The 12,966-nt window shown below is 47.5% G+C and carries 12 protein-coding genes; 6 read left to right on the plus strand and 6 right to left on the minus strand.

Annotated features, from left to right (window positions below; genetic code table 11):
- Window positions 1-46: 46 nt before the first annotated feature.
- Window positions 47-820 (minus strand): SDR family oxidoreductase, encoded by a 774-nt coding sequence (locus AB3Y96_RS05455; protein ID WP_072308901.1) that lies wholly within the window; start codon window positions 818-820, stop codon window positions 47-49.
- Between the two features lie 54 nt (window positions 821-874).
- Entirely contained in the window at window positions 875-1,513 is a 639-nt protein-coding gene (tesA, locus tag AB3Y96_RS05460; protein WP_367298680.1) for a multifunctional acyl-CoA thioesterase I/protease I/lysophospholipase L1, read from the minus strand.
- Between tesA and ybbA the strand changes: the two genes are divergently transcribed.
- From ybbA to AB3Y96_RS05475, 3 genes are all read left to right on the plus strand, one after another.
- Window positions 1,484-2,170 carry a putative ABC transporter ATP-binding protein YbbA gene (gene ybbA, locus AB3Y96_RS05465; RefSeq protein ID WP_072308904.1) on the plus strand — a complete coding sequence of 229 codons (687 nt, stop codon included), beginning with the start codon at window positions 1,484-1,486 and terminating at the stop codon, window positions 2,168-2,170. The two genes, tesA and ybbA, sit on opposite strands and share 30 nt — an antisense overlap.
- On the plus strand, window positions 2,167-4,572 hold the full coding sequence (gene ybbP, locus AB3Y96_RS05470; RefSeq protein WP_367298681.1) for a putative ABC transporter permease subunit YbbP: 2,406 nt from the start codon (window positions 2,167-2,169) through the stop codon (window positions 4,570-4,572). Before ybbA ends, ybbP begins: the two co-directional genes overlap by 4 nt.
- A 241-nt stretch (window positions 4,573-4,813) precedes the next feature.
- Window positions 4,814-6,232 carry an MASE4 domain-containing protein gene (locus tag AB3Y96_RS05475; protein ID WP_367298682.1) on the plus strand — a complete coding sequence of 473 codons (1,419 nt, stop codon included), beginning with the start codon at window positions 4,814-4,816 and terminating at the stop codon, window positions 6,230-6,232.
- Window positions 6,233-6,423: 191 nt separating this feature from the next.
- Here the strand turns inward: AB3Y96_RS05475 and purK are convergent, their stop codons facing one another.
- Both purK and purE read right to left on the minus strand, forming a co-directional pair.
- Window positions 6,424-7,494: a 5-(carboxyamino)imidazole ribonucleotide synthase gene (gene purK / locus AB3Y96_RS05480; protein WP_072308907.1), complete on the minus strand. Its 1,071-nt coding sequence runs from the start codon at window positions 7,492-7,494 to the stop codon at window positions 6,424-6,426.
- Window positions 7,491-8,015, minus strand: a complete 525-nt coding sequence (gene purE, locus AB3Y96_RS05485; protein ID WP_072308908.1) for a 5-(carboxyamino)imidazole ribonucleotide mutase — start codon at window positions 8,013-8,015, stop codon at window positions 7,491-7,493. Before purE ends, purK begins: the two co-directional genes overlap by 4 nt.
- Window positions 8,016-8,530: 515 nt before the next feature.
- Between purE and AB3Y96_RS05490 the strand changes: the two genes are divergently transcribed.
- The 3 genes from AB3Y96_RS05490 (at window position 8,531) to dnaC (ending at window position 11,434) form a co-directional block, all read left to right on the plus strand.
- A complete protein-coding gene (locus AB3Y96_RS05490; RefSeq protein WP_367298683.1) occupies window positions 8,531-9,910 on the plus strand; it encodes a GGDEF domain-containing protein in 1,380 nt (459 codons plus the stop codon).
- A gap of 211 nt (window positions 9,911-10,121) precedes the next feature.
- On the plus strand, window positions 10,122-10,685 hold the full coding sequence (gene dnaT / locus AB3Y96_RS05495) for a primosomal protein DnaT (protein ID WP_367298684.1): 564 nt from the start codon (window positions 10,122-10,124) through the stop codon (window positions 10,683-10,685).
- 2 nt (window positions 10,686-10,687) lie between these two features.
- Entirely contained in the window at window positions 10,688-11,434 is a 747-nt protein-coding gene (gene dnaC / locus AB3Y96_RS05500; protein WP_072308911.1) for a DNA replication protein DnaC, read from the plus strand.
- Between the two features lie 18 nt (window positions 11,435-11,452).
- On the opposite strand, the gene AB3Y96_RS05505 is transcribed toward dnaC, so the two are convergent.
- Both AB3Y96_RS05505 and ppiB read right to left on the minus strand, forming a co-directional pair.
- The gene (locus AB3Y96_RS05505) at window positions 11,453-12,178 is read right to left on the minus strand and encodes a UDP-2,3-diacylglucosamine diphosphatase (protein ID WP_072308912.1); all 726 of its coding nucleotides are present in this window, start codon (window positions 12,176-12,178) and stop codon (window positions 11,453-11,455) included.
- An 11-nt stretch (window positions 12,179-12,189) separates the two neighbouring features.
- Window positions 12,190-12,684: a peptidylprolyl isomerase B gene (gene ppiB, locus AB3Y96_RS05510; RefSeq protein ID WP_072308913.1), complete on the minus strand. Its 495-nt coding sequence runs from the start codon at window positions 12,682-12,684 to the stop codon at window positions 12,190-12,192.
- Window positions 12,685-12,966 lie beyond the last annotated feature (282 nt).

Here is a 12,966-nt window from a genome sequence, read left to right on the forward strand (position 1 = left end):
ATAAAAACGATATGGGGCTTATCTGGCCGTTTGCAATGCCAAGGCGTTAATTACCACTTAGAACCTTGTCGAGTAATCTCCCTGGCAAAATACGGCGCAGCACGGTTAGCGCGTGAGCAACCAGCGTAACCGGATAGCGAAGTTTTGGCCTTTTGCTTTCTAAGGCATGATGCAACTTAGGCAGAATGGCATCAGGCGTGAGCGTAAAGCGCGCCGCAATGCCTGGATTGGTCACCGGTTTATCTTTTTCCATTTGATGCACATTGCTCGTGAAGCGGGTATTTATCGGGCCCGGTTCAATGAGTGAAACATGGATGCCGCTGCCGTGCAGCTCCATTCGCAGTGCATCAGACCAGCCTTCAAGCGCAAATTTGCTTGCAGCGTAAGCACCGCGCCCCGGCGTTGCGACGAGTCCCATCACTGAACTGGTTTGAATAATTCGGCCTTCACCGTGTGGCAGCATAATGGGTAATAAAAGCTGAGTGAGCTGGTGGGTGCCAAACAGGTTAGTGGCAAACTGCCGTTCTAATTCGGCTCGGCTGATGGTGTTGAGCGGGCCATAGAGGCCAAAACCGCCGTTGTTAAACAGCGCATATAGGCGTCCTTCAGTGATACGAATCACTTCCGCAGCGGCGTGTTCCACGCTCTCGCTGTCGTCCAAATCCAGCTCAATACCTTCCATGCCCAGATCGCGCATCACCTCAACGTCTTGCGGCTTGCGACAAGCGGCTAGCACTCGATATCCCCGGTTACGGAGATCCTGTGCTGCGGTAAGTCCAATTCCGCTGGAGCAGCCGGTGATAAGGATAGCTTTTTGCATAACTTTACCTATGTAAACCTGTTGGCACGGCGTTAAAGATGTTTAATTAAAACATTACTGATGGGGATTCGTCAGCAAGGGGTGAAGCTGTTCGCTCATCCATTGCGCAATAAACGGCTGTGCTTCACCGTTTGGATGTAATCCGTCCTGCTGCATCCACTCGGGTTTTAACGCCACCTGCTCCATATAGAATGGAATAAGCGGTATTTGATGCTGTTTTGCCAGTTTGGGATAAATGGCCGCAAAGGCTTCGGTGTAGCGGCGGCCATAGTTAGGCGGTAGCTGAATTTGCATTAGCAGAGGCTGCGCTTTCGCCTGTTGTACCTGAGTAATGATTTTGTCTAAGGCTGCTTCAATATCGGCGGGGGCAAAACCTCTCAGCCCATCGTTAGCGCCGAGTTCTATCAATACCCAGCGCGGCTGATGCTGTTTCAACAAAGTAGGAAGTCGAGCAAGACCTTGATCGGCAGTGTCACCACTAATGCTACCATTAACCACAGAAACCGATGGCGTCGTTTTTTGCCATTGCTGTGCAAGACGTGTGGCCCATGAATCGGCAATGGGTAATCGATAGCCTGCACTAAGGCTGTCGCCTAATATTAACAATGTATCAGCGGCCATTGCCCGCCCACATAACAGGCTGAATAGAAGAAGGAAAGGGATATGCCAACGGAAAATGTTCTTGAAGTTCATCATTTAGCCAAAGAGGTCGGTCAAGGTGATAGTCAGCTTTCCATCCTTACCGGAGTTGAGCTGGTTGTCAAACCTGCGCAGACATTAGCGTTGATTGGTGAGTCAGGCTCGGGTAAATCAACGCTGCTGGGGATTTTAGCCGGTTTAGATGATGGAACGCGCGGTGAGGTGTCTCTTTTAGGCCAGCGTTTAGATCAAATGGATGAGGAGCAGCGGGCGGCGTTGCGTGCGCGAGACGTTGGCTTTGTGTTTCAGTCGTTTATGTTAGTGCCCACGCTAACGGCATTAGAGAACGTTCAACTACCCGCGTTACTACGTGGTGATAGCGATCGTCAAAGCCGTCAACAGGCGGTGCAGCTGTTAAACCAGCTCGGGCTGGGCAAGCGTTTGAATCATCTACCGGCGCAGCTATCAGGTGGAGAACAACAACGCGTGGCGTTGGCGCGTGCGTTCAGTGGCCGTCCCAAAATTCTGTTTGCCGATGAGCCAACCGGTAATCTCGATCGCCATACCGGCGACCGTATCGCCGATCTTCTGTTTTCCCTAAATACCGATTTTGATACCACGTTGATTCTGGTGACTCACGATCCTCAGTTGGCAGCAAGATGCCAGCGGCGTATGCGCTTGGTTGAAGGCGTATTGCAGGAGGAAGCATGATTTTGCGTTGGTTTTGGCGCGAGTGGAAATCGCCTTCGCTATTGATTGTGTGGATGGCTTTAACGTTGGCAGTGGCCTGCGTTTTGGCACTGGGAAGCATCAGTGACCGAATGGAGCGTGGACTTAGTCAGCAAAGCCGAGATTTTCTGGCCGGTGATAAAGTTCTGCGCAGCGCACATCCTGCTGATGAACAGTGGCTGACGCAGGCTCAGCGCGACGGACTGAGCGTAAGCCGCCAGCTTTCTTTTTCCACCATGACGTTTGCTGGAGATAGACCACAGCTGGCGGATGTAAAGGCAACTGACACGCTTTACCCGCTGTATGGTGAATTAATTACGCAACCTGCCGGATTACGTCCTGAGCCTGGCGAAGTGCTGGTCGCCTCACGTTTGCTATCCCTGTTAAATTTAAAAGTTGGGGATAGTTTAGATGTGGGGGACGCGACGCTAAAAGTGGCTGGCGTGGTGGTGCAAGAGCCTGATAACGGGTTTAATCCGTTTCAAACTGCACCAAGAATTCTTATCAACCTTGCTGATGTTGATAAAACGGGTGCGGTGCAGCCAGGCAGCCGCCTGAGCTATCGTTATATGTTTGCCGGCCCCGCTGATGCTATCGAACGATTTACGCAGTATCTGACGCCACAGCTGAAGCCTGACCAAAAGCTGTTTGGGCTGGAGGAATCCGGTGGGACGCTGGGTAAATCATTGCAACGCTCGCAGCAATTTCTGCTGTTATCCGCGCTGCTAACGCTTTTACTGGCGGTGGCGGCGGTCACCGTTGCGATGAACCATTACTGCCGAAGCCGCTATGAACTGGTGGCGATCCTAAAAACGCTCGGCGCTGGGCGTAAAACGTTGTTGCGTTTAATTGCAGGGCAATGGCTGGCCTTGCTGCTGGTGGCTGGTGTTGCGGGAAGTGCGCTAGGGCTATTGTTTGAAGCATTGTTGATCCGCCTATTGGCACCGGTTTTGCCGACAGCACTTCCTGCTGCGGGAGGCTGGCCTTGGGTTTGGTCGCTGGGAGGCATGGTTCTGATTTCGCTGGTGGTTGGTTTAAGACCTTATCGCCAACTGATAGCCACTCAACCGCTGCGAGTGCTGCGTAGCGATGCTTTTCGCGTGGTGTGGCCGCTGCGCTATTACCTTCCCATTACGGCGCTGATTTTAATTGCAGGCTTGATATCGTTAGTTGGGCTGAGCACGCTGCTGTGGTCGTTGTTATTGGGCATGGTGGCCTTGGCATTTCTGCTTAGCGTGGTGGGCTGGGGTGGGTTAGTTGTGCTGCGTAGGCTTACGCTTAAGAATTTGGCGCTACGTTTAGCGGTTAACCGCTTATTGCGCCAACCTGCGGCGACCATCAGTCAACTGGCTGCGTTCTCACTGTCGTTCATGTTATTGGCTTTGCTGTTAGTGCTGCGTGGGGATTTACTCGATCGTTGGCAGCAGCAATTACCGCCGGACAGCCCGAACTATTTTCTGATGAATATGACGGAGCAGCAGGTTCCACTGGTAAAAAATTTCCTTGAGCAACATCAGGTAGAGGCACGTACGTTTTATCCCGTGGTGCGCGTGCGTTTAACGGAAATTAACGGACATGAGGCGACAAAGTTAATTGCTGAAGATGCGCCTGGGGGAGAGGCGGTTAACCGTGAGCTCAATCTGACGTGGCAAGATAAATTACCTGAGCATAATCCGTTAACCGCGGGTTATTGGCCGCCTAAGGCCGGTGAGGTTTCCATCGAGCAGGGGATTGCAGAACGTCTTGGCTTGGGGATTGGTGATGAGGTGACGTTCAGTGGTGATACGCAAAATTTTAGCGCCAAAATCACCAGCCTGCGTAAAGTTGACTGGGAAAGCCTGCGGCCAAACTTCTACTTCATTTTCCCCCCGCATGCGTTGGATGGGCAGCCACAGACTTGGCTAACCAGCTTCCGTTATGTGGGCGACGAACAGCTACTGACTCAGCTTAATCGGCAATTTCCAACGCTGAGCCTGCTTGATATCGGTGCGATATTGCAACAGGCGAGTCAGGTATTGCAGCAGGTAAGCCGCGCATTAGAAGTGATGGTGATTCTGGTCATTATCTGCGGCGTATTGCTGCTAATGGCGCAGGTGCAGGTGGGAATGCAACAGCGTCGGCAGGAGCTAAGCGTTTATCGTACGCTAGGTGCAGGGATGCGTTTATTACGCCGCACATTGTGGAGCGAGTTTGCCTTATTAGGATTGGTGTCTGGTATTGCGGCGGCAGCGGGTGCCGAAGTAGCATTGTGGCTGCTGCAACGACAGGTGTTTGATTTCCCGTGGCAGCCGAATTACTTAATGTGGGCCTTAGTTCCTATTAGCGGTGCGCTGTTGCTTTCATTGTGCGGTGGCTTCTTAGGTGCTCGCTTGCTGAAGAGATAATTAATATGAGCACGCCGACATGGGCGTGCTCATCGATATATTATTCAATTCATCTCTTTCTTAATACTAATTTCTCTGGTTGATTGAGATATAAATTCCGAAGTGTTTGCTCGTTTATTTTATAAAATCATATGTTTTTAGTGTGATTAATTGCATGTGATGTCATTCATAAGTAATATCGTTTTATATGGTTTTAGTAGAATATATGGGTGTTTGTTTAATATTTAAAAGGAATTTAAATATGAATAGAACTGAGGTTAGTGCAGAGTCTATTAAAATAAATAAATTTGTTATCTTTTCAATTGCATTATTGATTGTACTTTTTGCCTTGTTTCGCCTGTTTGGTTACATCAGACTTCCCGCATTGGAAGCATTATTCCCGGTTTCTACATCAGTAACGCTGGTGCTAAATGTTTTATTAGCACTATTTATGCTGATGAAATTTAGCTTCGATAGAAAACACCTTTATTTGGTGGTGCTGGCGTTCGCTTATGGTATCTCTTCTCTTTACCTCATGAGCAAACTGCTTAGTTATCCGGGAGTTATTTTTATCGATGGCGGTATTGGTACCAACGCTAACGATCTGGCTATCTACTTTATCTTTCGCAGCGCCAGCATGGCGATATTTTTTCTTTTATCTTTAGCTGTTTATCGCTTATGGAATAATCGATTTATTAATATGGTTTCGGTCACTGCTCTGTGCACGTGCTTGACGATTATTCTGCTGTCTACTGCCTATTTTGTTTCAAGCCATAGTTTGGTTTTAAGTTTGCCAATTGTTGATGAGGGAAGTCTTTCTTATCAGCAGTTTTGGAGCTCATTCGTAGGGATTTATCTGGTTTTTCTCTGGGGCGGAACCACCTGTGCGGTGATGTGGTTTGCCGGTGTGAAGAATAATTTTTGGGCAAGCCTAAGTCTTAGCTGTATGGCATTTTTAGGTAGCACTATGCTGCTTAGCGGCAGCGAATATATGACGTCCCTGGCATGGTATGGCGCTCATCTTTTTGAAGTGCTTGCGACATTTGTTGTGATGCTGGCTTTCTTATTCGATATTTTTAAACTTTATCAAAAAGCACGTATCGATTATAAGATTTCCTACAATAATTCCATTCGTGATCCTATGACGCGTTTATATAATCGTAGTTACTACTATGATTCTTTAGTCAATCGAATGCAGAGCGTATCAAAAAGCGCGCCGATTACCTTACTCGTGGCTGATATTGACCATTTCAAACGGATTAACGATATCTACGGGCATATAACCGGTGATCGTGTGATTCAATATGTGGCAAAAACCTTGCAAAGCACAATACGCAAAACAGATATTGCAGCACGTATTGGGGGAGAAGAGTTCTCTGTGATGCTAGATGGTGTTAGCACAAATGATGCGCTAGAGATTGCAGAGAAAATACGCGTTAAGATTTGCCATCATCAGGACTCGCCATATGGGAAGGATGTTCCCGAGAAAATGACTATCAGCATTGGCATTTATACCGTAACGGGGAATGAGCTTACCGCTGAACAATGCGTTGCACGTGCTGATGAGGCAATGTACCGAGCGAAGTTGGAAGGCCGCGATCGTGTGGTTATCTATTCGGCGCTCACCGCGAAAATGATGGGGCGCGAGAACTCAGCGCCATTAAGAGCAATATATACTTAGTTTATTGCTGTGAAGTAAAAACGGAGCCTTTAGGTTAATGCTGGTCACTTAAGCGTGATTTTAGGGGAAGTACACCGATGGGGTCGTAGCAGCTTTAGCTGCCGGAGCGCCCCGCGGTGTGCTAGCCCCGTGTATCTCGAACTCTTAAACGATCTGCATTAGCCTTTAGGCTCCGTTTTTCATGATCAGAATTAGGCGAGTAGTTTTTCCTGCGCCCAACGTATCCCGCTGTGATACTCCGCCGAAAGCTGTGGCGTGAGCTCATTTAACGCGGCGCTGAGAAGTGAAGCGTTGGTGTCATTGAGATTGAGATGGCCAACTTTGCGCCCCGGACGTACTTCTTTGTCGTACCAGTGAAGATGGACTAACGGTTGTGCCATCCAGCTATAGTTCAGCTCGGTGCCAATCAAATTAACCATGACTGAAGGTGTGCTAACCACGGGAGTCGGGAGCGGCAAATCCAGAATAGCGCGCAGATGCAATTCAAACTGGCTTATCGATGCGCCATTCTGCGTCCAGTGCCCGCTGTTATGGACGCGCGGCGCAAGCTCGTTAATCAGTAAACCATCATCCACCACAAAGCACTCCATCGCCATTACGCCGACGTAACCAAGCTCATTCATGATAGCGCTGAGCATTTGCTCTGCCTGCTGCTGAAGCTGAGCATTTGGCTGAGGAAGGGCGACGCTAGCCCGCAGGATCCCATCTTCATGCAGGTTGTGCGTTAACGGATAAAATACACAATGGCCATCATGGGCGCGGGCACCCACTAATGAGACTTCGCCAGAAAAGTTGATGCCTTGTTCAACGATGCAATCGCCGTAAACGTCTGCGGGTAATTCAACCTCATCACCAGGGCGAATTCGCCATTGACCGCGGCCATCGTAACCGCCGGTGCGACGCTTCACTATCGCGAATTGACCAATATTGGCAAATACTTCTGGCCAGTCGCTTGTTGAGGCTAATAGCTGCCATGGTGCGGTAGCTAGGTTCAGCTCATCCAGCAGCTGTTTTTGTGTCAAACGGTCTGCTAGACGCGGAAAAATATCGCGGTTAACAAAGCCACTGTGGCGTGCTAACTCTCGGGTCAGTGGAGTTTCTGGCCAGCGTTCGATTTCAGCCGTAATAACGCCTTGTTGCCAAGGAACGGCTTCTGGGTCAACGTCGAGTCCGACGGGGAAAACGGTGATCCCCAACGGTTCACCCGCCTGACGTAGCATACGGCCAAGCTGGCCATTACCTAAAACGCAAACGGGCTTCATGCTTCCTCCCGAGGATCGGGGTGTGCCAGTACTTCGTCGGTTTGTGCCTGGCGCCATGCCGCCATGCGACGTGCGAGCATTGGGTCATGCAAGGCTAAAATCTGGGCTGCCAATAACCCTGCGTTTGCAGCACCGGCTTTACCGATAGCTAACGTGCCAACGGGAATACCTCGTGGCATTTGCACGATGGAATAGAGGCTGTCTACGCCGCTGAGCGCTGCGCTTTGCACGGGCACGCCGAGTACAGGAACTAATGTTTTTGCCGCCAGCATGCCTGGCAGATGTGCAGCACCACCCGCACCGGCGATAATGATGTCAAAGCCTCGCTCGCAGGCCTGCTCGGCAAAACTAAAGAGTTTGTCTGGAGTTCGGTGAGCGGAAACCACTTCGACATGGAACTTAACATCAAGCTGGGTCAAAACTTCGGCGGCAAACTGCATGGTAGCCCAATCGCTTTTGGAACCCATAACGATGGCAATTTTTGCCTCGGATGGGTTAGCCGGAACAACATTGGCTGACATTGATGGCAAGCTCCTGTTTAACGAACTAACTTTGGTAACTCAGCACCGCTGAGCGAGTAAAGAGGTGCGAAGTATATCACGTGTTTATAGTGACGAAAACGGTTGCGTAGCGTTGCCTATACCGAGTTTTAGCGTCAACAATAGCACTTTGAGCATCAACATTATGTATGCCGTGCTGTTGTGTTTTTGAACAGATATGACGCTATGTATATTGTTATAATAGCTCGAAAAAAGTTAGTTATAATTATTAGTCGTCATTGAACAGGTTGTTAATTTTGTTTTTCTAGATACTTTTTCAGCTAAATTACATTACTGCTTATTAGTTTTAAAATATATAAGAATTCGATCTATTATAGTCATGTTATATATTTCATTGATGGTGTAATTGTAAATTGTAACGATTAATTTTATTCATTGAATGTCTGTTTATATAATGATATATATCAGTTAACAAATTAAATAACATGAAAATCCTAACTTAACCTTAGTGGTGGTTAGAGAACAGGATGTTCGCTATGTTAGAAAAAAAATTTTCCTTTCTGGAAAAAGGTCATTTTTTAAGTTTAGTTTCGTTCTTATTACTATTTTGTTTATTTGTATTTTTTGTCCGCTTTGGTGAGCATCGGTTTGATGCTCTGCGCTCTTTTTTTCCAGTATCTACAGCTATTGTCTTAGTTTTGCATATGTTTTTAACTATTATTATTTTGATACGCTTTCACTTCAATAATACCCATCTGCACTTAATCGCCATAGCAAGTGCTTATGGACTATCGAGTTTGTTTCTTGCGAATAGTCTATTTATATACCCTGGTGTTTTAATCTCAGAGTCTAAAATTAGTGAAAGCGCAAATGCTTTAGCCGTTGATTTCGTTATTCGCAGCTTTTCAATGGCCGCGTTATTTTTGCTCTCAGTGTTCTTCTATATAAAAAGAAAATGTAATTATGTTAATAAAAGCACTGTGGCCGCGAGCTGTGCTATTGTCATATTGATAGCCGTTAGCTTAGCGGTTGTTATTATAAGCAATAATGACATTTTACAATTGCCAATAATTGAAACGGATGAACTTAACTACCGCCGCCTGTGGAGTTCACATATTGGCAATGTCTTGATAATTATTTGGGTAATAACAACATTCACGGTTGTGTTCTTTACTAAGTTAGTTAATGGATTTTGGTTTAGTCTCAGTCTCAGTTGCCTAGCATTTCTTGGCAGTATCTTGTTGATGTGGCGTAGTGAATACGTAACCTCGTTAGCGTGGTACGGCTCTCATTTGTTTGAAGTACTGGCTACATTGTGCGTTGTTCTGGCGTTTATTTACGATATCTACAAGCTTTATCAAAAAGGCTTGGAGGATTATCTTGAATCCTATGAAAATTCTATCCGTGACTCTCTCACGCATCTCTATGACCGGCGTTACTTTAACCATAAGTTGGCTAGCCGGATTAAAGGGGCTTCTGAAGCGTCACCGATTTCACTGTTTTTCATTGATATTGACCATTTCAAAAGTATCAATGATGGCTACGGTCACCCGGTTGGCGATAAAGTGATTCGTCATGTTGCTGATACAATGGTGGCATCAGTGCGTAAATCGGATGTGGTTGCGCGCTACGGTGGTGAAGAATTTGCCATTATTCTTAAAGGGTTAAATTCAAAGTCGGCATCTAGAATTGCTGAGAATATCCGCAATCGTGTGTCTGAAGACGTTCGCGTTCATGGGGGACCGGAAAAAGTTACGGTCAGCATCGGTGTGTACACTATAACCGATCAACATCTCAGCGCAGATGAAGGCATATCCCGAGCCGATACCGCGATGTATCAAGCTAAAAAAAGCGGACGAAATTGTGTTGTGATTTTCTCTCATTCTATCTCCGACGTTGAGCACACAATCGCTTAGCTTCCCTCAAACATCAGAATTTTCGCGTTTTCTCATTCATCTGACTATTTCATTCCTTTTCTCGTTCGAGATAAGACTGATTTATACTGTATGGACTGGTAATATACCGCCACATCGCTTAAGGCTAAAATGCCCTAGGCGTGTGGCATTTGGACGGTATGCACCGTTATTCGCTTTATCAGTTCACACTTCATCAGAGTAAAAAGAAAACATGTCTGTCAAAATTTTGGCCTCCTCCATTACGAGCCTAGACTCATTTAGCCGCGATCCGGCGACGGCGTTAAAATCCGGCGATCGCGGAGTGATGACTGTGCTCGATAACAACATGCCAATTTTTTACGCCGTGACGCCAGAGAGAATGGCTGAGCTGTTGGCCATTGAAGATGCTGCCGGTCGTGCAAATTCAGATGTCGCTCTTGAAGAGTCTCTGTTTAATGATGATTTTAGCCATGACGCTGCCGCGCCTGTGGTACAGAATATTCCAACGCCGTTGGGTAAATTTGTGATGTACGCAGGATGGCAGCCTGACGCTGATTTTTTGCGCATGGCGGCAATGTGGGGATGTATTTTGACCTCACCGGTGACGCCAACCGAACTGGCCTCCTTTGTTGCTTATTGGCAAGCAGAGGGGAAAGCCTTCCATCATATACAATGGCAGCAAAAACTCGCACGTAGCGTGCAGCAAAACCGCATGAGCAACGGCGGGCAGCCAAAACGTGATGTTAATGACATAGGCGAACAAGATTATTCCATCCCTAAAGGTTTCAGAGGTTAAAGATGAAAGATGCCGCTAGCATGAACCTGATGCAGAGATTGAAGAAAATGATGCCTGCTCACGTTGAGCCTAAATTCACTAACGCCGAAGAGTGGCGGGTTTGGCAGGAAGAAGAAGGGCGCAAACGGTCAGAAGCCATTTCACGTGAGAATCAGGCAATGAAAATGCAGCGCGTTTTCAAGCGCTCTGGCATTCGCCCCCTGCATATGAACTGTTCGTTTGATAATTATCGTGTCGAGTGCGAAGGGCAACGTATTGCTCTAGAGCGCGCGCGCCAATATGCTTCAGAATTTGACGGCAATATCGCAAGCTTTGTGTTTTCTGGTAAGCCTGGTACAGGGAAAAATCATCTGGCGGCGGCTATCGGCAACGATCTGATTTTGCGAAATAAGTCAGTACTTATTGTCACCGTGGCGGATCTGATGTCGAGCATGAAGGGCACGTTTAGTGGCCACAGTGACACCACCGAAGAGCGCCTGTTAGAGGATCTCAGCGCGGTGGATTTGCTTGTTATCGATGAAATTGGTGTGCAGACTGAATCTCGCTATGAAAAAGTAATCATCAATCAAATCGTTGACCGCCGTTCATCGTCTAAACGACCAACTGGCATGCTGTCTAACCTAAACGTGCAAAGCATGAATACGTTACTCGGCGAACGCGTGATGGATCGCATGAGCTTAGGTAATAGCTTATGGGTTAATTTTGATTGGGAAAGCTATCGCAGCCGCGTAGTGGGTAACGAATACTAACGCGCGTTCAAGGCGTATTTAGAAGGGAAACTCAATCAGTTCAATACCTGCGGGCGTAACGCTTATCATCGAACCTTGATAGTGCCATGCGCCCAGTACGGCCCGCTTTGCAAGCTTATCGTTTGGCATGGAAACATCATGAATCGCTGGACGGTGAGTGTGCCCATGAATCAGCCACTCGGCTTGATTTCTCTCTAACGCTTCTATAACAGCCTGTTGATTGACGTCCATGATGGCGTCAGATTTATCACCGTTGGTCATTTGGCTGCGATCGCGCATCTTGGCCGCGATATTTAAGCGGGTACGCAGGGGTAACCACAAAAACAATTTTTGAATAAGCGGGTTATGCACTTTACGGCGGTAGCGTTGGTAGTCTTCATCGTCGATACACAGGGTGTCACCGTGCATGATGAGAATGCGGTGTCCATACAGCGTCAATAAAGTTTCTTGGGGAAGTAACGTCATCCCGCATTCCTGCGCGAAACGTTTACCGATCAAGAAATCACGATTGCCATGAATGAAATAGCAAGGTGTGCCAGAGGATGTTAGATCGCGTAATGCTGCGGCAATTTCACGGTGCAGCGGCTGCGGATCGTCGTCGCCAATCCAGTATTCAAAAAAGTCACCGAGAATATACAAAGCATCTGCCTGATAGGCATCGCGCTGTAAAAAACGCAGAAAACCGGCGGTAATCGCCGGTTCCTGTTCGCTAAGATGCAAATCTGCAATAAATAGCGTACGCATCAAGAAAGCGATTATTCGCTTACGGTGACGCTTTTGATGAACACGTCTTCACGTGGAACATCTTGGTGCATGCCGCTACGGCCAGTAGAGACAGCTTTGATTTTGTCTACTACGTCTAAGCCTTCAACGACTTCGGCAAAGACTGCATAGCCCCAACCGTCTGGACGCTCTGAACGGAAGTTCAGGAAATCGTTATCAACCACGTTAATGAAGAACTGCGCAGTTGCTGAATGTGGGTCGTTGGTACGCGCCATTGCCAGCGTGCCACGGGTGTTTTTCAAACCATTGTTCGCTTCGTTTTTGATCGGAGCTTTGGTTTCTTTTTGTTTCATGCCAGGTTCGAAGCCGCCGCCCTGAATCATGAAGCTATCGATAACACGGTGGAAGATGGTGTTGTCGTAGAAACCTTCACGGCAATATTCCAGGAAGTTGGCAACGGTAGCCGGTGCTTTGTCGTCAAAAGTTTTGATGACGATGTCACCGTGGTTGGTGTGGAAAGTAACCATATCAATAATCCTGTTTTTTTGATGTAGAGGACGAAAGAATGCGATTGTAGCCGATGCGCAGGGCGCTGACACCCTTTTGTCGCAGTTAGCGTATCGCCTTTCTTAACGGTACATCACTACGATAACGGAAATACCCCTTGGGCTGCAAAACTCTGTGAAAATCGAAAACTTGAAAGAGTACAAAGAAGAACACAAGAAATCGGCCCCCAAACGGGTGAAAATAGGGGTTATTCTTGCAAACAGCCTTTCTTCGCGGTTCAATACACCTAATATTATGTCAAA

The sequence above is a fragment of the Hafnia alvei genome (assembly GCF_964063325.1).
Taxonomy (GTDB): Bacteria; Pseudomonadota; Gammaproteobacteria; order Enterobacterales; family Enterobacteriaceae; genus Hafnia; species Hafnia alvei_B.